This is a genomic window from Nonomuraea bangladeshensis, assembly GCF_039529455.1.
Lineage (GTDB): Bacteria > Actinomycetota > Actinomycetes > Streptosporangiales > Streptosporangiaceae > Nonomuraea > Nonomuraea bangladeshensis.
The window spans coordinates 58,864-77,808 of the sequence record NZ_BAAAMV010000008.1 but is presented as its reverse complement, the minus strand read 5'-3'; the positions used below and the strand labels follow the sequence as shown (position 1 = coordinate 77,808).

Annotated in this window: 17 protein-coding genes and 4 tRNA genes; 9 read left to right on the top strand and 12 right to left on the bottom strand. The window is 71.4% G+C overall.

What is annotated here, in order from left to right; all coding sequences use genetic code 11:
- Positions 1–11 precede the first annotated feature (11 nt).
- Positions 12–500 (top strand): carboxymuconolactone decarboxylase family protein, encoded by a 489-nt coding sequence (locus ABD292_RS26475; protein ID WP_344211805.1) that lies wholly within the window; start codon positions 12–14, stop codon positions 498–500.
- 37 nt (positions 501–537) lie between these two features.
- On the opposite strand, the gene ABD292_RS26470 is transcribed toward ABD292_RS26475, so the two are convergent.
- The gene (locus ABD292_RS26470; RefSeq protein WP_344211803.1) at positions 538–1,575 is read right to left on the bottom strand and encodes a zinc-dependent alcohol dehydrogenase family protein; all 1,038 of its coding nucleotides are present in this window, start codon (positions 1,573–1,575) and stop codon (positions 538–540) included.
- A gap of 89 nt (positions 1,576–1,664) precedes the next feature.
- On the opposite strand from ABD292_RS26470, the gene ABD292_RS26465 reads away from it, so the two are divergent.
- Both ABD292_RS26465 and ABD292_RS26460 read left to right on the top strand, forming a co-directional pair.
- On the top strand, positions 1,665–3,062 hold the full coding sequence (locus ABD292_RS26465; RefSeq protein WP_344211801.1) for a glutamate-cysteine ligase family protein: 1,398 nt from the start codon (positions 1,665–1,667) through the stop codon (positions 3,060–3,062).
- A gap of 78 nt (positions 3,063–3,140) precedes the next feature.
- Positions 3,141–4,154 carry a hypothetical protein gene (locus tag ABD292_RS26460; protein ID WP_344211799.1) on the top strand — a complete coding sequence of 338 codons (1,014 nt, stop codon included), beginning with the start codon at positions 3,141–3,143 and terminating at the stop codon, positions 4,152–4,154.
- 18 nt (positions 4,155–4,172) lie between these two features.
- On the opposite strand, the gene ABD292_RS26455 is transcribed toward ABD292_RS26460, so the two are convergent.
- On the bottom strand, positions 4,173–4,892 hold the full coding sequence (locus ABD292_RS26455; protein WP_344211798.1) for a PaaX family transcriptional regulator C-terminal domain-containing protein: 720 nt from the start codon (positions 4,890–4,892) through the stop codon (positions 4,173–4,175).
- A gap of 31 nt (positions 4,893–4,923) precedes the next feature.
- Between ABD292_RS26455 and ABD292_RS26450 the strand changes: the two genes are divergently transcribed.
- Positions 4,924–6,621 (top strand): acyl-CoA dehydrogenase family protein, encoded by a 1,698-nt coding sequence (locus ABD292_RS26450; RefSeq protein WP_344211797.1) that lies wholly within the window; start codon positions 4,924–4,926, stop codon positions 6,619–6,621.
- A 92-nt stretch (positions 6,622–6,713) separates the two neighbouring features.
- On the opposite strand, the gene ABD292_RS26445 is transcribed toward ABD292_RS26450, so the two are convergent.
- Positions 6,714–7,586, bottom strand: a complete 873-nt coding sequence (locus tag ABD292_RS26445) for an RpnC/YadD family protein (protein WP_344211793.1) — start codon at positions 7,584–7,586, stop codon at positions 6,714–6,716.
- A gap of 92 nt (positions 7,587–7,678) precedes the next feature.
- Between ABD292_RS26445 and ABD292_RS26440 the strand changes: the two genes are divergently transcribed.
- Both ABD292_RS26440 and ligD read left to right on the top strand, forming a co-directional pair.
- Positions 7,679–8,419, top strand: a complete 741-nt coding sequence (locus tag ABD292_RS26440; RefSeq protein ID WP_344211791.1) for a crotonase/enoyl-CoA hydratase family protein — start codon at positions 7,679–7,681, stop codon at positions 8,417–8,419.
- A 107-nt stretch (positions 8,420–8,526) separates the two neighbouring features.
- Positions 8,527–9,726: a non-homologous end-joining DNA ligase gene (gene ligD / locus ABD292_RS26435; protein ID WP_344211789.1), complete on the top strand. Its 1,200-nt coding sequence runs from the start codon at positions 8,527–8,529 to the stop codon at positions 9,724–9,726.
- Between the two features lie 134 nt (positions 9,727–9,860).
- Here the strand turns inward: ligD and ABD292_RS26430 are convergent, their stop codons facing one another.
- From ABD292_RS26430 to ABD292_RS26420, 3 genes are all read right to left on the bottom strand, one after another.
- Positions 9,861–11,309 carry a cellulase family glycosylhydrolase gene (locus tag ABD292_RS26430; RefSeq protein WP_344211787.1) on the bottom strand — a complete coding sequence of 483 codons (1,449 nt, stop codon included), beginning with the start codon at positions 11,307–11,309 and terminating at the stop codon, positions 9,861–9,863.
- Positions 11,310–11,413: 104 nt separating this feature from the next.
- On the bottom strand, positions 11,414–12,343 hold the full coding sequence (locus tag ABD292_RS26425) for an SDR family oxidoreductase (protein ID WP_344211785.1): 930 nt from the start codon (positions 12,341–12,343) through the stop codon (positions 11,414–11,416).
- A gap of 76 nt (positions 12,344–12,419) precedes the next feature.
- Complete coding sequence (locus tag ABD292_RS26420; RefSeq protein WP_344211783.1) at positions 12,420–13,199, bottom strand: IclR family transcriptional regulator; 780 nt, start codon at positions 13,197–13,199, stop codon at positions 12,420–12,422.
- A gap of 80 nt (positions 13,200–13,279) precedes the next feature.
- On the opposite strand from ABD292_RS26420, the gene pobA reads away from it, so the two are divergent.
- Both pobA and ABD292_RS26410 read left to right on the top strand, forming a co-directional pair.
- Positions 13,280–14,467, top strand: a complete 1,188-nt coding sequence (gene pobA, locus ABD292_RS26415; RefSeq protein WP_344211781.1) for a 4-hydroxybenzoate 3-monooxygenase — start codon at positions 13,280–13,282, stop codon at positions 14,465–14,467.
- A 54-nt stretch (positions 14,468–14,521) separates the two neighbouring features.
- Positions 14,522–14,788 (top strand): DUF6401 family natural product biosynthesis protein, encoded by a 267-nt coding sequence (locus tag ABD292_RS26410; protein ID WP_344211779.1) that lies wholly within the window; start codon positions 14,522–14,524, stop codon positions 14,786–14,788.
- Between the two features lie 124 nt (positions 14,789–14,912).
- Here the strand turns inward: ABD292_RS26410 and ABD292_RS26405 are convergent, their stop codons facing one another.
- From ABD292_RS26405 to ABD292_RS26380, 6 genes are all read right to left on the bottom strand, one after another.
- Positions 14,913–15,860 carry a mechanosensitive ion channel family protein gene (locus ABD292_RS26405; RefSeq protein ID WP_425565165.1) on the bottom strand — a complete coding sequence of 316 codons (948 nt, stop codon included), beginning with the start codon at positions 15,858–15,860 and terminating at the stop codon, positions 14,913–14,915.
- 173 nt (positions 15,861–16,033) lie between these two features.
- A tRNA-Val gene (locus ABD292_RS26400) sits at positions 16,034–16,105 on the bottom strand.
- Between the two features lie 19 nt (positions 16,106–16,124).
- Positions 16,125–16,196, bottom strand: a tRNA-Gly gene (locus ABD292_RS26395).
- A 49-nt stretch (positions 16,197–16,245) separates the two neighbouring features.
- Positions 16,246–16,316: transfer RNA gene (locus ABD292_RS26390), tRNA-Cys, on the bottom strand.
- Between the two features lie 15 nt (positions 16,317–16,331).
- Positions 16,332–16,403 (bottom strand) — tRNA-Gly (locus tag ABD292_RS26385).
- Positions 16,404–16,495: 92 nt separating this feature from the next.
- Positions 16,496–18,490 (bottom strand): N-acetylmuramoyl-L-alanine amidase, encoded by a 1,995-nt coding sequence (locus tag ABD292_RS26380; protein ID WP_344211777.1) that lies wholly within the window; start codon positions 18,488–18,490, stop codon positions 16,496–16,498.
- A gap of 172 nt (positions 18,491–18,662) precedes the next feature.
- On the opposite strand from ABD292_RS26380, the gene ABD292_RS26375 reads away from it, so the two are divergent.
- Entirely contained in the window at positions 18,663–18,938 is a 276-nt protein-coding gene (locus ABD292_RS26375; RefSeq protein ID WP_091082922.1) for a hypothetical protein, read from the top strand.
- Positions 18,939–18,945: the final 7 nt, after the last annotated feature.

Sequence of the window (18,945 nt, the reverse complement as noted above, 5' to 3'; positions counted from 1 at the left end):
ATGCTGCGAGGATGGAACCCCGCGTGCGGCCCCTGCCTCCCGAGGAGTGGGACGGCTTCATCAGGGCCAATCCCTACAACGTCTTCGCCACCATCGCCCGCCACCCGAAGCTCTACCGGGCCTGGCTCGGTTTCGGCGGCGCGCTGCTCGACGGCACGCTGCCGGCCCGCGACCGCGAGCTGGCCATCCTGCGCACGGCCTACCACAGCCGCAGCGCCTACGAGTGGGCCCACCACGCCCGCCTCGGCCGCGAGGCGGGCCTGACGGAGCTGGAGATCGACTCCGTACGCCACCCCGACGCGCTGTGGCCGGTCGAGGACCGGCTCGTCCTCCAGGTGGCCGACGACCTGCACTACGGCGGCGACCTGACCGACGCCACCTGGGCCGCGCTCTGCGACCGCTACGACGAGGAGGGCCGGATCGAGCTGGTCATGCTGGTCGCCCACTACCGGATGCTGGCGCTGGTGCTGCGGACGCTCAGAGTGGCGATCGAGGAGTGATCGACGTTCAGAGCGGCGATCGAGGAGTGATCGGCGTTCAGTGCGGCGATCGAGGAGTGATCACCGTGACGCCCGGCACCGAGCCCATCGCGGCGAGGGCCTTGCCCGCGTCGGCCAGCCCGATGGTCCTGGTGACGAGCTGGTCGGGGTGGAGCACCCCGGCCCTGATCAGCTCCAGCATCCGCGGGTAGGCGTGCGCGGCCATGCCGTGGCTGCCGAGCAGCCGCAGCTCCTGGCCGATCACGCGGTCCATCGGCACCGGGGTCGGCCCGCCGGGCAGCAGGCCCACCTGGACGTGCCGGCCGCGGCGGCGCAGGCTCTCGACCGAGGCCGCGCAGGTCTGCGGGCTGCCCAGCGCGTCGAGCGACACGTGCGCGCCGCTCCTGGTCAGCTCGCGCACCTGGGCCGCCGCGTCGCCCGCAGAGGCGTTGACGAAGTGCGTGGCGCCGGCCAGCTCGGCCAGGTGCAGCGCGTCGCCGCTGACGTCCACGGCCACGACGCGGGCGCCGGCGGCCGTGGCGATCATGACGGCGGACAGCCCCACGCCGCCGCAGCCGTGCACCGCGACCCACTCGCCCGGGCGTACCTCGCCCACCTGGGCGACGGCGCGGAAGGCGGTGGCGAAGCGGCAGCCGAGCCCGGCCGCCGTGACGAAGGCCATGTCCTCGGGGACGGCGACCAGGTTGACGTCGGCGTGGTCGATCGCGACGTACTCGGCGAAGGAGCCCCAGTGGGTGAAGCCCGGCTGCGTCTGCCGCTCGCACACCTGCTGCTCGCCCGCCGCGCAGGAGGGGCACGTGCCGCAGGCGCACACGAAGGGCGCGGTCACGCGCGCGCCCGGCCGCCATCCCCGTACGTCGGAGCCGACGGCCTCGACGACGCCCGCGAACTCGTGCCCGGGAACGTGCGGCAGGGCCGTGATGTCGGGGTCGTGGCCCTGCCAGCCGTGCCAGTCGGACCGGCACAACCCGGTGGCCAGGACCCTGATCACCGCGCCGTGCGGGGCGGGGGCCGGATCCGGCAGCTCGCGCATGTCGAGCTCGCCCCCGAAGACGTCAAACGCAACCGCTCGCATCTCATGAGCTTAGAGTGAGCGGCCGTGACCTGCGCAAGCACCTGCCCTGTCACAGGTGTGGAATCCGGTGGGCGGGACAGTTAGAGCTGATGGGACAAGACTTGGACAAGGAGCGCTTCTCGGAGGACGAGTTCCTCCGCTTCGGAGAGCGCATCCGCGAGCAGCTCGGCACGTTGCGCGAGCTGCTCGACACCCCCGGCTTCGGTCAGGGGCCGGTGACGATCGGCGCGGAGCTGGAGCTGTTCCTCGTCGACGACCGGGGCCGGCCCCTCCCGCGCAACAGCGACGTGCGTGAGACCCTCGGCGACCCCCGCGTGGTGCTGGAGCTCGGCCGCTACAACCTCGAGGTGAACCTGACCCCCACGACGCTGGAGGGCAAGCCCTTCGAGCTGCTGGGCGCCGAGATCCACGACACCGTGACCAAGGTGGACGCGGCGGTCGAGGGCGGTGGCGCGCTGCCCATCGGCATCCTGCCCACGCTGCGGACCGAGGACTTCACGGTCGGCGCGATGAGCGACCAGAACCGCTACCGGGCCATGAGCAGGGGCCTGCGGCGGCTGCGGCTGGAGCCGTTCCTCGTCAAGATCGACGATCTGGAGCTGTCGGTCGAGGACGTCATCCTGGAGAGCGCCAACACCTCCTGGCAGGTGCACATCCGCACCCCGCCGGAGCGCTTCGCCCGGCTGTTCAACGCCGCCCAGCTCGCCATCGGGCCGGTGCTGGCGGCCTGCGGCAACTCGCCGATCTTCCTCGGCCCCCGCAAGTGGGAGGAGACCCGCATCGCGCTGATGGAGGAGGCCGCCGACGACCGCGACGTGGCGCGGCTCGAACGGCGGGACGGGCGGGTCACGTTCGGCTCCGACTGGGTGCGCGAGGGCGCGATCGAGCTGTTCGAGCGGTACGTCGCCGACTACGAGCCCATCGTGCCCGACCTCGTCGACGACGCCGGGCCCCACGACGTGCCCGAGCTGCGGCTGCACCAGGGCACCATCTGGCAGTGGAACCGGCCCGTCTACGACCCGGCCGACGGCGGCCACCTGCGCATCGAGATGCGGGCGCTGCCCGCCGGGCCCTCGTGCGCGGACATGGCCGCGAACACCGCGTTCCTGATCGGGCTCACGCTCTCGCAGGCCGAACGGGACCTGACCGGCTACCGCTTCGCCGAGGCGTACCAGAACTTCTACCGCGCCGCCATGCACGGGCTGGACGCCAAGCTGTCCTGGCCGGGCTGGGACGGCGAGCACGAGGCCGCCGACCTCATTCTCCGGCTGCTGCCCGAGGCGCGCGAAGGGCTGCTGGGCGCGGGGGTGGCCCCCAGCGACGCCGATCACGCCCTGGAGATCATGGAGCAGCGTACGCGGCTGCGCCGTACGGGCGCGGTGTGGCAGCGCGAGACGCTGGAGCGTCTCGGCGGCGACGTCGAGGAGCTGGTCCGCCGTTATCGTGAGCTGGCCCTGTCGGGACTGCCGGTGCATATGTGGCGTTGAGTCACAACCATCCCCCTTTCGTTTCCGTCACACTGGGTAAAAGGACGGAAAAGGAAGGAAGTTATGTCGGTGACGGGGATGGTAGTAACCGATAAATCACCTTTCGTCCTGAAAAGGGCGACGGGGGACCTCGCGGACGGAGCGGCCAAACTGGCCGAGGAGATCGGCGCCACCGCCGTCGAGGCGGTGCTGGCCCAGGCCAACCGGGCGGCGGCACGCAGGGGAGCGACCGCCGCCCTCGGCCCGATGCAGCCGAGACCGGCCGAATGGTACGCCTTCGACGCCGGCGACCAGGACACCGTCGACTGGTACCCGCAGGGGATCACCGGCAGCACGGACTCCGGCGCGATCGGCGTGCCCACGCTCGTCGTGAGCTGGTACTTCAAGCCGACGGCCGGCGAACGCGGCATCCGGGTGTCGTTCCTGAGCCCGCGGACGCTGAAGTACCGGCACGCGCTGCTCGTGCTGGCCAAGCCGGACGGCTCGTACGGGCCGATCAACATCCACGCGGGCGGCATCGCCATCGACGGCGACCTGCTCTACGTGGCCGACACGACGCGCGGCCTGCGCGTGTTCGACCTGCGCCGCATCCTCGACCTGCGCACCGCCCAGAACGACCTCGGCGACGCCGACCGCATCGGCCGGCAGGGCGGCAGGTTCCACGCCTTCGGCTACCGCTACGTCATCCCGCAGACCGACATGTGGCGGCTCGCGACCCCCGGCCCGGTCTTCTCCTTCGTCGCGCTCGACCGCAGCGGCGGCGCCGGCAAACTGATCACCGGCGAGTACCGCGAGAACGACCCCGGCGGCCGGGTGGCCCGCTGGAACCTGCCCTTCTCGGGCGGCGAGCCCGCCGAGGCGTACGTCATGGGCCAGCCCAAGATCCAGGGCGCGCTCTCCCAGGGCGACACCTGGTACCTCAGCCAGACGGGCGGCTCGGCCCGCAACGGCAAGCTGCTGGTGCACCGCGCCGGCAAGTTCCAGACCAGGCCGTTCCCCATCGGCCCCGAGGACCTCACGGTGCAGGACGGCAGGCTGTGGAGCCTCACGGAGTTCAAGGGCAAGCGCGTCGTCTTCGCCGTCACCCTGTGACCCGGCGGTGAGGCGGGCTCAGCCGACGAGGTGCCGGAGCAGGACCTCGCGGTAGCGGGCGTCGAAGGCGTCGTAGCGGGCCCGCAGCTCCGCGCCCGGCCAGCCCGCCGGCAGCAGCTCCGGCGGCAGCAGCGGATCGGCCAGCAGGTGGCGCAGCACCGCGGCCGACACCAGGAAGCCCTCCGCCAGCCCGTCCGCCCGCTCCAGCGCCCCCTCCAGACGGCGGGCCTCGGCCGCCCAGCCGTCGAGATCCCACAGCAGGGGAGTGGGATCGCCGTGCGGACGTCCGTCGATGAGCGTGCACTGGGCCGTGACGACCTCCGGCCAGCCGGAACGCACCAGGTTGGCCGGCCGCATCCAGGTGCCCTCGCGCAGCTCGGCCAGGCGCAGCGTGGTCATCGCGTGCCGCAGCGCGGCCCGGTCGGCGGGGGCGCGCCGCTCGGCGGTGACCACCGCCACCTCCCACGTGCCGTCCCAGGGCCTGATGTGGGGGTCGCGGCTCTCGTCCTGGCGGGCCTGCCGCTCGATCAGCCGTGGCGAGAGCGTGTAGAAGCCGTTCTCCTGCACGAGGTCGCCCGCCGCCACCATGCGGGACAGCGCCACCCGTACGGTGCCCTCCGCGACCCCGAACAGCGCGCCGATGCGGACGAGGTGCCGGGCCGGCAGGCGCGGGGGATGGCTGCCCAGCAGCGCGCTCAGCACGGCCGAGCGGGCGCTCAACGTATTACGCTCTTCCATCGCGTGTCGAGTATATGTAACACTCGCAGATATGGGGCGCTATCTCATCGAACCCTTCGACCGCAGCGACCGTTACGCGACCGAGCGCTACCAGGGCGCGGCCGGGCGCAACTGGTGGGCCTGCGATCCCACGCTGCACCTGCTCATGCGACGCCACCTGGGCGACGGCTACGCCTGGGCCGAGCCGCACCTCGACCGGCTCGGCGCGCTCATGGGCGGCCCTGTCGCCGCCTGGGCGGAGGAGACCGACCGCAACCCGCCGCGCCTGGAGAAGTACGACAAGTGGGGCAGGGACGTCAGCGAGGTCGTCATGCCGCCGTCGTTCCACGCCGCCCGGCAGGCGCTCATGGCCGACAACTTCACCTCGCCCGCCTTCGCCCAGCAGGCCAGGGCCAACGGGGCGAACCCGTCCGCGCTCGCCGCCGCGTGGACGTACCTGCTCGACCAGGCCGACATCGGGATGGGCTGCGCGCTCGGCACGGGCGGCGACATGGTGGTGCAGCTCGCCGAGAAGCACGCCCCCCAGGACGTCCGCGACCGCGTACGGGAGATCTTCGCCAACGGCTACTACTCCGGCGAAGCCGCCCAGATGCTCACCGAGCGGACCGGCGGCTCCGACCTCGCCGCCCTGGAGGCCGCGGCCGTCCCCGCCGGCGACGCCTGGCTGCTGACCGGCTTCAAGTGGTTCGCCTCCAACGCCAACGGCTCGGCGTTCGTGGTGCTCGCCCGGCTGCCCGAAGGAACGGTGGCGCCGTTCCTCGTGCTGTGGGAGCGGCGGGACGGCAGCCGCAACGGCGTACGCATCCGGCGGCTCAAGGACAAGCTCGGCACCCGGTCGGTGGCGTCGGGCGAGGTCGAGTTCGCGGACGCGGAGGCGTTCCTGCTCATGGACCGCCCGGACGGCGACGGCCGCGCACAGGACGCGGCCACGTCGGGCGGCTCGGGCTCCGGGCTCGGCACCATGATGAAGCTCACCAACGGCTCACGGCTCGGCGTCGCCATGATGGGCCTCGGCGTGGCCCGCCGGGCGCTGGTCGAGTCGATCTGCTACGCCCGCGCCCGCGAGGCGTTCGGCCGCCCGCTCGCCGAGCAGCCGCTGATGCGCCGCAAGCTGGCCGAACTCGTCGTCGAGGTGGAAGCCGCGCAGGCACTCGTCTTCGACGGCCACCTCGGACCCCGCCTGCGGCTCGCCCCCGCCCTGATCAAGCTGCGCGCCTCCCGCCTCGGCCTCACCGCCGCGAGCGACGCCGTCGAGGTGCACGGCGGCAACGGCTACATCGAGCAGTGGCCGGTCGCCCGCCTGCTGCGCGACGCCCAGGTCAACCCGATCTGGGAAGGCGGCGACCACATCCTCTGCCTGGACGTACGCCGCGCCATGGCCAAGGAACAGGCCCACCTGCCCTTCCTCGACCGCCTGCGAGCCGCCGCCACCTCCGACCTGGTGCACACCCGCATCGACGACCTCACCAAGGCGATCACCGCCTGGGCCGCCCTGGAGCCCGCCGTGGCCGAGGCCCGGCTGTACCCGCTGGCGCAGTTCATGGCCGACGTCTACGCCGCCGCCCTGCTGGAGGAACAGGCCGGCTGGGGCCTGGACGACGGCCGCAAGTCGCTGGTCGCCCGCCTGTACGCCGACGCCCACCTGGCCGACCACGGCCCCCTGCGCGGCCTCGACGCCCCCGCCGAGGACCCCTATGACGCACTGGTCGCGGGAGCCTTCACCTGCTGACGGGCGAATGTGCCGGTCCCGGCCGAAACACTCCGGGACCGCACCGCCTCTGGGCCGGCCCGAGGACGAGCCGACCCTTCTGACGGAGGAAGCTACTGGCCGGACTCGTCGAACAACTCGTCGGCCGTCTGTACGGTGGCGGCGCGCACGGCCCAGGCTTCGAGCGTCTCGACGTCGGTGCAGTCGGTGATGCGGATACGGACATCGTCGGTGACGTCGAGCCCTCGCGCGGAGAGGAACAACAGCACCAGCTTCGCCGCCTCCCGAGCCTTGCCCTCGGCCTGGCCTTCCGCCCGGCCTTCCACCTTGCCTTCTTCGAGGCCGCGGCCGTAGTGCTCGCGGGCGAAGGGGCTGTACACCGGCCAGGACGTGGACGCCATGAGTTCCTCCAGCAGGCATCGGATCTCGAACGAGGACATGCTGTACGCGTATTCAGTGTACTTCGTAGCGTAATCAGTGGCCGAGTCGTTCAGCGCGGTCGTGAACGCCTCCACCACCTTCCGCTGCTTGCCGTGCACCATCACCGACATGACCGCCAGTGCCATGTTGGCGGCGGCCTGCGTGGCGTCGGTGATGACCGGAATGTCGTCAGGTCCCAGCACCTGGGCCTGGAGTCGGTAGCCGGTCAGCCCGCTGTCGATCGGCTGCGCGTAGTACTTGGCCGCGGCGCGGTCGGGGCAGACGATCAGGACCGTCACGTCGCACTTCATGAGCAACCACAATGCGGCGGCGTACCGGGAGAGCTGTTTCGGTTCCTTGGATTTGTCCTGCTGGACTTCGATGATGACGGCGTGCAGGGGAGAGGTGTGCGGCCCCAGACTGAGGACCACATCGGCGTCGAAGTCGTCCGAGGACCGGGTGTTGAAGGTGCGCTCCTCCTGGCGGACCAAGGGCGTGTCGGGGAGGGGAACGCCCATGTGGTCGCGCAGGATCTGCACCGCCAACTCTGGCTGTTCGGTGAACATCTGGGTGAGTGCGTCGTGTGGGGGGGATGGCATGGACTCATTGTGACATAACAAACACGATACGTAACCACAACTTATGTGAGGAGGGTCTGATGACCGTACGTGTGGAGCGCCAGGGGTCGGTCACCACTGTGGTGATCAGTCGGCCGGAGGCGCGTAACGCCGTCGATCGCGAGACCGCCGGCGCGCTCGCGGACGCCTTTCGCGGGTTCGAGGAGTCCGATGCCGACGTGGCGGTGTTGTGGGGCGAGGGAGGGACGTTCTGCGCGGGTGCGGATCTCAAATCGCTGGACAATCGCGTCGGTGAGGAGGGCGACGGGCCTATGGGGCCTACCAGGATGCGGCTGGGCAAGCCCGTCATCGCCGCTGTCGCCGGTCACGCGGTGGCGGGCGGGCTTGAGCTGGCCCTGTGGTGCGATCTGCGGGTGGCCGAGGAGGACGCGGTGTTCGGGGTGTTCTGCCGCAGGTGGGGTGTGCCGCTCGTCGACGGTGGCACGGTGCGGCTGCCGAGGCTCGTCGGTACGTCCCGCGCCATGGACATGATCCTCACCGGGCGGCCGGTGGGGGCGCGGGAGGCGTACGAGATAGGGCTGGCCAATCGGGTCGTCCCGCGAGGTGAGAGCCGGTCGTGTGCCGAGGAGCTGGCTCGTGAGATCGCCCGTTTTCCGCAGGCGTGCCTGCGCGGTGACCGACTTTCGGTGCTGGAGCAGGAGGGGCTCGGTGAGGCGGAGGCCATGCGTAACGAGTTGCGGCATGGGCTGAGATCGCTGCCCGGTGCCAGGGACGGCGCGGCGCGCTTCGCCGGGGGCGCGGGCCGTCACGGCCGCTTCTGAGAACGGCGCTTCTGAGAACGGCCATAAGAACGGCGCTTCTGAAACGGGCGCTGCTGACACGGCACGCGGGGCCGCTGATTGTCGGAGGCGGAACGTATCGTGAGGTCATGCCTGAGATCGAGGTTGCCGGCCGCGAAGTGCGCATCACCAGCCCCGACAAGGTGGTCTTCCCGCGGAGCGGGCACACCAAGCTCGACCTGATCCGCTACTACCAGGCCGTCGGCGAGGCGGCGCTGCGGGGCGTGCACGGGCGGCCGATGGTGCTCAAGCGGTTCGTGCACGGCATCGAGGAGGAGGCGTTCTTCCAGAAACGGGCGCCGGCCAAGCGGCCCGACTGGATCGAGGTGGCCGCGCTGAAGTACCGTTCGGGGCTGAGCGCGGAGGAGGTCGTCTGCACCGACCTGGCGCAGGTGCTGTGGGTGGTCAACCTCGGCTGCGTCGATCTCAACCCCCATCCCGTACGCGCCGACGACCTGTCCCGCCCCGACGAGCTGCGCATCGACCTCGACCCCGTGCCCGGCGTGCCGTGGTCGGACGTGCTGCGGACCGCCGAGGTGGCGCGTGAGGTGCTGGCCGACCACGGGCTCGTGGCCTGGCCGAAGACGTCCGGATCGCGTGGCTTCCACGTCTACGCCAGGATCGAGCGGCGCTGGCCGTTCGCAAAGGTCCGCAAGGCGGCCGAGACGGTGGCCCGGGAGGTCGAGCGGCGCGCCCCCGACCTGGCCACGAGCCGCTGGTGGAAGGAGGAGCGGCACGGCGTGTTCGTCGACTTCAACCAGAACGCCTACGACCGCACCGTGGCCTCCGCCTACTCGGTGCGTGCCGTGGCCGACGCACGCGTGTCCACGCCCCTGACCTGGGACGAGGTGCCGGACTGCCGGCCGGAGCTGTTCACGATCGAGACCGTGCCCAGGCGGCTGGTCGAGCGCGGCGACCCCTGGGAGGACCTCGACCTGCACCCGGGCACCCTCGACGGGCTGCTGGAGCTGGCCGAGGAGCTGGGGCCCGCGCCCAAGCCGCCCAAGGGCGAGGGGCGCAGGCAGCAGACGAAGCCGGTCATCGAGATCGCGCGGGCCGAGCACAAGGACGAGGCCCTGGCCGGTCTCGAACGCTGGAAGGCCAGGCATCCGGAGGCGGCGGCCCGGCTGGAGCCCGCCGATGTGCTGGTCGACGGCATGCGCGGGCGCAGCAGCGTCTGGTATCGGATCCGGGTCAACCTGCACAACGTGCCCGAGGGGGAGCGGCCGGAGCAGGAGCCCCTGGAGGTCGACTACGACCCTTGGGGCCGCACGAGCGGGGGCGGTTGAGGCCGTCGCCCGTGCGGTTGAAGGCGTCCCGAGTACGGTCGCGGGCGTCCCGGGTGTGGCTGCGGGCGTCCCTCGCGTGGCTGAGGGCGTCCCGCGTGCGGGTGCGGGACGCCCTCGCCGCGCACTCCTGGGCGTCAGAAGTCGTCGGCGGTGCGGATGCGGTCGCGGATCCAGACGCCGGCCTCCTTCAGCCGGCCCGTGCCGGCGAACGAGCCGTTCGGGCAGGTCCCGGGGGTGAAGACGGCGCCCGTGCGGAAGTCGTCGGAGAAGTTCCAGTTCACCCAGCTGATCTTCTTCTGGGCCAGCAGGTCGAGATACTGCTGCGACCTGGTGAAGTTGTTGGCCCCGTCGCCGGACGCGCTCTGGGTGCCGAACTCGGTCACGAAGATCGGCAGCTGGTCGGCGGCCCTGGACAGGGTGTTCAGGTAGGCGGTGCCGTGCGAGGCCGCGTAGAAGTGGAACGTGTACATGATGTTGGCGGCGTTGACCGGGTTGTTCACGATCTCGGTCTCGTCGGCGCCGGCGGAGACGCCGAGCGACGACCACGCGCGGGTGCCGACCAGGATCGGGGCGTCGGGGTCGTGCTGCCGGATCACCGGGATGAGCTGGTGCGCGTAGTCGCGGATGACGGACCAGGTGACGGCGTCGCCGTTGGGCTCGTTGGCGATCTCGTACAGGATGTTCTTCTTGTTGTCGTGCCGCTGGGCGATCTCGGTGAAGAACGTCTTGGCCCGGCCGAGGTTGTACATCGGGTCACCGGGGTCGAGCATGTGCCAGTCGACGATGGCGTACATGCCGCGGGCGGTGGCCATCTCGATCAGGGAGTGGACGCGGTCGGTGAACAGCCGGGGGTTGGTCTCGTAGCCGTCCTCCTGGATGTACATCGAGATGCGCAGGACGTCGGCCTTCCAGTCGGTGGCCAGCGCGTCGAGTGAGGCGGTGTTGAGGCACTGGCTGTACCACTGGATGCCGTGGCTGCTCATGCCGCGGAGCTGGATCTGCTTGCCGTTCTGGTTGCAGAGCTTGACGCCGCACACGCGGAGCTGGCCGTTGGCCTGGACGGGGGTGCCACCGCCGCTGCTCGCAGGGGTTCCGTAGACCTCCAGCTCCCACAGGGAGTAGCCGTAGGGGGTGCCGCGCTGGGTGCCGTACACCCGGACGTAGCGGCCGGCGCCGCTGATCGTGAGGTCGTCGACCGCGCCGTCGCCGCTCGTGGTGGAGTAGACGTCGCTCCAGGTGGAGCCGTCGGACGAGGTCTGCACCCGGTACGCGGTGGCGTGGGCGACCTCCCAGGTCAGCCGGACCCGGGAGAGGTTGTGCGCGGAGCCGAGGTCCACCCGGATCCACTGCGGATCCACCCCTTCGGCGCTGGCCCAGCGGGTGGCCGGGTTGCCGTCGACCGCCTTGCCCGGCTCCAGGCCGGCGGCCTCGGTCGAGGAGGCCGTCACGGCCTTGCCCTGTGACACCAGGGGGTCGGCCGCCGCCTGCCGCGCCGTGGCCGCGCCCGCGCCGGACGGCGCGACCAGCGGTAACGCCATCGCGGCCACGACGGTCAGGATGCTCGCCCATGCACTTCGCCTCACGTACGACTCCTAATCTTCAGGGTTAGGAAAGTTTCCTAATTTGCGGCGCAGCATAAGTTGACGCCGCCCCTGACGCAAGGCCCAAAGTGTCAGAAAAGATCGCGTCAGCCGCGGGTGGGACGTTCGTAGCCGTCGTCGCCGCCGTACACGTGCACGTCCGGGTCCTGCTCCGGCTGCGTGGCCGGGCTGGTGGGGGAGGCGGTGTGCTCGGAGGCGAAGTCGTCGGAGTCGGGGAAGGCGGCCGAGCCGCCCCAGCGGGCGGCGCGGGCCGTCGCGGGCGGCGACAGGTAGTCGTCCCAGGTGATCGTGCCGCTGGGCGTCGCGTCCGTGGTCAGCTCGCCGGCGCGCTGGGCCGCGTACAGCCGGCCGGGGAAACGCATCGGCAGGCAGAGCCGGCGCAGCCCGCGCAGACGGCACCAGGTACGGGCCAGCAGGGCATGGTCGAGCACTTCCGGCCCGCCGAACTCGACCGCCGTCCCGAGCGGTTCGCCGCCGATGAGCTCGGCCGCCCGTGCCGCGACCTCGCCCGTGTGCACCGGCTGCATGAGCACGGTCGGATCCACGGGCAGCACCGGCAGCGCGGCGTAGTCGCGCAACCGCCGGTGCAGCCACTGCTGGAACGGGGTGCTGCGGAGCACGGTCCAGCCGAGGCCGCCGGCGGCGACCAGGCGTTCGGCCTCCAGTTTGTACCCGAGATAGCCGACCGGAGCCCGATCGGCGCCGACCATCGAGGTGAGCAGCAGATGCCCGACCCCGGCCTCGCGGGCGGCTGCGACGAGCCGGCGGGTGCCCGGGATGTCGGCCGCGCCGCGCCCTCTGCGGCCGCTGGTGGCCAGGTGCGCGACCGCGTCCACGCCGGCCAGGGCCTCCGGGACGCCGTGCCCGGAGAACAGGTCGCCCCACACCCACTCGACGTTGCCGCGGCTCTCCCTCCTGGTACGGCTCAGCGCCCGTACCTGGTGACCCGCCTTCACCAGTGCGGGCACCAGGGCCCTGCCCAGCATGCCCGTCGCTCCCGTGACCAGAATCCGCATGCGGCCCCCACTACCCCCGATTGCCCTGGTCTGACATGTCTTCGCACGTCAGGGGTAGAAAACACCGCCACCACGCTCAGGGGCCCGGCCGCTCGCCGGCGGCCGGAGGGTCGGCGAAGGCGCGGCCGATCCGTCCCGCGACGCGCAGCAGCGGCTCGACCAGCCGGGGCAGCTCGCGGGCGCGGCGCGAGGACAGCACGATGCCGAGCGCGGCCATGGCCCGCCCGTCCACCAGGACGGGCGCGGCGGCCGAGCAGGAGCCGAGCGTCATCTCCTCGTAGGTGAGCGCGTACCCCTGCGCCCGCACCGCGGCGAGCTCCCTGGCCAGCCGCCCCGGCTCGGTGATCGTGTGCGGAGTGGGCCGTTCGAGCGTGCGGGCCAGGTACGACGTGACGAACCAGTCGGGCTCATGGGCCAGCAGCGCCCGGCCGACGCCGGTCGGGTGCATGGGCAGCCGGCCGCCGGTCCTGGAGACGATGGGGACGGCGCGGCGGCCGTACACCTTGTCCACGTACAGCACCTCCATGCCGTCGCGGACGGCGAGGTGCACGTTCTCGCCGGTGGTGCCGAACAGCTCCTGCAACCACGGATGCGCGAGCGCCACCAGCCGGCCGGGGGCGAGCTGACCGAGCTCCCACAGCCGCAGCCCCACGCGCAGCCGCCCGTCGGGGTCGCGGGCCAGCGCCTGCCACTCCTCCAGCTCGGCGACCAGCCGGTGCGCGGTGCTCAGCGGGACGCCGGCGCGCCGGGCCAGCTCCGTGAGCGTGAGCTGGGGGTGCGCGGCGTCGAACGCCCCGAGCAGGGCCAGCACCTTGGACGTCACGGTCCGGCCCGGCTCCCTGGATCCTCCTGCCATGGGGTAAATCCTGCATCAGGATTCCACTGGACGGAAGCCGACCCTCCCCCCGAAGGGGGACGAGGCAGCATGCTTCGGTCATGCGAACTCAGGTCGGGATCATCGGCGCGGGCCCGGCGGGCCTGCTGCTGTCTCATCTGCTCCACCTGCGGGGCATCTCCTCCGTGGTGCTGGAGCGGCGCAGCCGCGACTACGTCGAGCGGCGGGTACGGGCCGGCGTCTTGGAGCAGGGCACCGTGGACACCCTCATCGAGGCCGGCGTCGGGGAGCGGATGCAGCGCGAGGGCCTGCCGCACCACGGCATCGAGCTGCGGTACGGCGGCGCCGGCCACCGCATCGCCTTCGAGAAGCTGGTGCCCGGCCGCGCGATCACCGTCTACGGGCAGCAGGAGGTCGTCAAGGACCTCATCGCGGCGCGGCTGGCGGCCGGGGGAGACGTGCGCTTCGAGGTCGACAACGTGGTGCCGCACTCGCTGGAGTCCGAGCCGTACATCACCTTCGGCGACGGGGAGCGGCTGGACTGCGACGTCATCGCGGGCTGCGACGGCTTCCACGGCGTGTCCCGGCATTCGGTCCCCGAGGGCGTCCTGACCGTCTTCGAGCGGGAGTATCCGTTCGCCTGGCTGGGCATCCTGGCCGACGTCGCGCCCTCGTCCGAGGAGCTGATCTACGCCAGGACCGACCGCGGCTTCGCGCTGCACAGCATGCGCTCGCCCACGGTCAGCCGCTTCTATCTCCAGGTCCCCGCCGACACGCGGGTGGAGGACTGGCCGGACGAGCGGATCTGGGACGAGCTGCGGGTCCGGCTGGAGAGCGTGCCGGGCTTCACGCTCACCACCGGCCGGATCACGGAGAAGGGCGTCACGCCGATGCGCTCGTTCGTGACCGAGCCCATGCAGTACGGCCGGCTCTACCTGGCCGGGGACGCCGCCCACATTGTGCCGCCGACCGGGGCCAAGGGGCTCAACCTGGCGGTGGCCGACGTGCGGGTGCTGACCGAGGCGCTGGCCGCGTACTTCGCCGACGGCTCGACCGCCCTGCTGGACGGCTACTCGGAGGCGTGCCTGAAGCGGGTGTGGCGGGCGCAGCACTTCTCGTGGTGGATGACGACGCTGCTGCACACGTTCGAGGACGAGGACGCCTACGGGCGGCGGCTCCAGCTCTCCTACCTGGACTACGTCACCTCGTCCGAGGCGGCGGCGACGACGCTCGCGGAGAACTACGTCGGGCTGCCGTTCCCCGATGACTCACGCCTAAACGTGCTTTAAGGTGTTTTGGTGGTCTTTGGGGATAATTGGGCGTCTTCGCCCCTTCGTTGGCTGATGAACGCGCTGGGCGACTCCCAGCTCGCCCGCCTGGGCACCGAGCCCGGACTGGTCGCCGCCGTGGACCAGCACGCGGCCGAGCTGCGGGAGGCGATCCCCATCGACCGTGAGACGCTGGGCGACTACCTGCTCGGCTTCGTCGACGAGCTGCGCCATCGCGGCTGGGTGTTCACCGGAGAGCTGGACGAGCCGTCGCTCCGGCTGACGGCGGTCTGCTGGCTCGCCCGCGAGCACGGCTTCCTGGGCGACGAGCTCCCCGCCTGAACGTCCTGCCCGGGGTTCCCGCCGGCCGGCCGCGTGCTGGTCCACAGCGGCGGCCGGCCGGCGGGATGCGCCCGTCGCTCCGGGCGGGTGGGCGGTGCCGGGCGGCGGGCCGTTCTCGGAGAGGTCAGTCCGGAGGCATGTCGGAGCGGTGCGGCCCCGGAGGCCGGGGCCTGCCGCCAGGAGGCGGGGACATCCCGCCCGGAGGCGGAGACATCCCGCTCGGAGGCGCGGACGTCCCGCCCGGAGGCTGAGACATCCCGCCCTGAGACGCGGACGTCCCGCCCTGGGGCGTGCCCGGCCGGCCGGCGGCCGTCGCGCCCGGTGCCGCGCCGATGGGCGCGGTCTCCTCGCCGCTCATGGCGGCGGCGTCCCGCCGCCCGCGCTGGTAGGCCTCGGCGTGCGCCCTGGCCTGCGGAGCCTCGGACTCCATCCGGCTCAGCCAGCGCTCCCAGCGCTGCTGCATCGGCCGGATCAGGCCGCCGCCGATGCCGATGGCGAGAATGGCGCCGATCGTCCCGAGCACGGTGATCAGCACCGGGGTGGTGACCGTGGTGGCCACGCCGATCTGGTTGAGCGCGGCGATGATGCCGAGCGCCCAGATGAACACGGCGGCCGCGGTGGCGATCCAGCCGCCGTACGACAGCCCGCCGAGCGCCCCGTTGAGTATGTCCCGTACGGCCTTGGCGATCGCGCCCGCCACCACGATGATCACGATGGCGACCAGTGCCCTGGGCAGCCACGCGACCACGCCGGTGAGCAGCGCCGAGATCGGGTTCGGCCCGAAGACGCTGAAGGCTATCTGCAGGGTGACCAGCACGATGGCGTAGAAGACGATCCTGCCCAGCAGGCTGCTGGCGTCGTACTTGCTGCGTTCCAGCCAGCGGCGCACGCCGCTGCGCTCCACCGCGCGGTCGAAGCCGACCCGTTGCAGGATCTTGTCGACCACCTTCTCCAAGGCCTTGGCGATGAGGTATCCGATGATGAGGATGACCACGAACGCGACCAGCCTCGGCACGAACGTCGCAATTGATCGCCAGGCGTCGGTGAGGCCCTGGCCTATGTTGATGTCCACGTTTTCCTCCTCCGGGGAGTGCCACGGCGCTACCCGGAGAGCGACGGCGCATGCGCAAAGGGACATCAAAACTTCTCATGACCCGACAAATCGCCCAGATGGTGCGGCGAAAATCGACACTGAGGCGCGGAACGCCGAAAGGCCCCGCGGTCGGCGGGGCCTTTCGATGAGGGTGGACGATACTGGGATTGAACCAGTGACCTCTTCCGTGTCAGGGAAGCGCTCTCCCGCTGAGCTAATCGTCCGTATTGAGTTGGAACTCAGAGCGGAAGACGGGATTCGAACCCGCGACCCTCACCTTGGCAAGGTGATGCTCTACCACTGAGCCACTTCCGCATGGCGTTGCCTTTACTTTAGCGGATCCTGGCGGGTCCGCCGTTCAGCGAGGTGGAGACGGGATTTGAACCCGTGTAGACGGCTTTGCAGGCCGCTGCCTCGCCTCTCGGCCACTCCACCAGGAGTCACACTCCGAGCGGAAGACGGGATTCGAACCCGCGACCCTCACCTTGGCAAGGTGATGCTCTACCACTGAGCCACTTCCGCGTGAACCCCAGGCTACGTGCTCCGGGCCACGGGAAAACCATATCGTCTCCGCGGAGTGCCCGTGCGCACTCGGCGGCCCGTGCGGCGAAAATTCACGGGATCAACCGCACGTCCTTCGCCATGACGAACGCGATCCGGTGCCCGAGCTGGATCTGGTGGTAGCGGATGGTGCCGGTCGTCGTGACGTGCCGCGACGGGCTGAAGGCCCCGGCCGAGTAGTGGGAGCCGGTGATCGTGTCGCCCACCGTGTACGTCTGCCCCGGCGCGATCCGGTACTGCAGCGGCGTCAGCGGCTGCGCGGCCGCCTTCGTGTACGCCGACCGCTCCGGATAGGCCCGCCCGTACACCCTGGTGCCCGCCCGCAGCGGCGTGACCAGCGGTCCCTTGGCGGGCACGGCGACCGGCCGCGCGGCCGGGTTGTGGAACCACGCCTTCTGCCCGAGGTACCAGATCGCCGTCCAGTCCCCCTGCCGCTCCGCGACCGCGTAGCGCTGGCCGGTCGAGGCGCGGGCGGCGTGGTCGTACACGCTGTACGTGCTGGCCTTGCCGCCGTGCTTGCCGACGTCGGTGACCAGGGAGGCGCTCTCCCGCGGCGCCGTGCGCAGCCAGACCGTGGACGCGCCGTGCGGCGGGCAGTCCTTGCCCGCCTTCGTGGTGACGCAGCCGGTGAAGCGCGGGCGGTTGTCGTCGTACGACGGCCGGATCAGCACCGAGTCGCCGTTCTTGGCGGCCCGCAGCGGCCGGCCCATCAGCTCGAAGTAGTGGGCCCAGTCCCAGTAGGGTCCCGGGTCGTCGTGCATGCCGGCGACGGTCTGGGGAGTGGTGCCGGGGACGTTGTCGTGGCCCAGGATGTGCGCCCGGTCGAGCGGCACGCCGTACTTGTTCGCGAGATAGCGCACCAGCCTGGCCGAGGACCGGTACATCGCCTCGGTGTACCACGCCCCGCCCTTGGCCAGGTAGCCCTCGTGCTCGATGCCGATCGAGCGGGTGTTGACGTCCCAGTTGCCGGCGTGCCAGGCCAGGTCGTTGGTCCTGACGTGCTGGGCCACGTGGCCGTCGCGGGAGCGGATCGTGTAGTGCCAGCTCACGTACTTGGGGTCGCGGACCATGGTCGGGATGCCCCCGTAGCCGCCCTCGGTGTCGTGGATGACGATGTAGTCGACGTGCCGGGTCTTGAACAGGCGGTCGTGGTTGCCGTAGTCCTTGCCGCCCTTCTTGCCGAAGCGCTTGTGCGCGGCCGGCATCCACTCGCAGGCCAGGCTCGCGGGGCACTCCACCGAGGAGGAGCGGCCCGAGGCCGCGGTCACCTCGTCCGGGTCGTACGGTTCGGCGACGTCGTCATCCTGAGAGGGCTCGGCGGCGTCGTCGTACTGGTCAGGGAAGAGCTCGGCGTAGGCCTCGTCGTACGGGGGGTCGGACCGCCGCACGCGCAGGCCGGGCACCGGGTCGAGGCGCACCACGTGCCCGTCGTCGGTGCGCCGCACCATGCCCTCCCTCATCACCGCGAACACCTCGTCGGCGAACTGCCGCGCCGCGGCCGGGTCGTCGGCGCCGGAGAAGCGGGCGACGGCGTCGTACCAGCCGGCGAGCCCGGCGTCCACATCGGTACTCGGGTTGTCGTGGTAGGAGGCGAGCAGGGCCGCGCCGGCGCGGATGTTGTCGGCCGGGTCGTCACGCAGCCGGGCGGGCGTGACGCCGATGAGCCGCCCGGCCTCGGGCAGCGTCGTGTGCGCCGGCCTCGCGGCGGCGCTCAGCGGGGACAGCATGTGCACCGGCCGGGGCGGCATCGGCCGGGTCTCGTCGCCGCGGGCGTCCCCGAGTGCGTCGCCGACGGCGAGGGCGCCGGCGGGGAGGGCGTCCACGAGGTGCATCGGCCCGTAGCCGCCGGCGGTGCTGGGCCGCCCCTCGTGCGCGTCCCACCGCGAGCCCAGGTACGCCACCCCCAGCAGCACGCTCTGCGGCACCCCGAACTCGCGCGCCGCCGCGGCGAACTCGCCCTGCCGCCCGGCCGGCGCCTCCCGTGGGGGCCCGGCCGCGGGCGTGAGGGCGGCGAGCAGCGAGAGCGGCCAGGCCAGCCAGAAGTGCATGTCCATCCCCCTGAAGCGCGTCACGACGTGACTACGTTCCGTAGCTTTCCCCAGAAAGCGCTGGGTCAGACGGGGCCAGTGTTACTGATGGGACGTGAGAAGGAGTTAATTCCTGCCCGATTTCGGGCAGGATGTTGGCGTGCCTCGTTCCAGATGCGTAGTGTCCTCCTCTGTGTCCACGGCACGGCATCCCTACGAGGACCTCATCGCCCACCTCATCCGGACGAGCGCGCTCGGCCCGGGGGAGGCGGCGCGCGTCGTCGCCGACGTGCTGGCCTACTTCTCCGAGACGGCCGAGGAGTACGTCCGGCGCCGCCACGGCGAGCTCAAGGCGCGCGGACACACCAACGACGAGATCTTCCCCAGGATCGCCGCCGAATTACGCGGCCGCCGGGTGGCCGCGCCCGAGCTGTCACTGCGGCAGCTCCGCAGGATCGTCTACGGATAACCAGAAA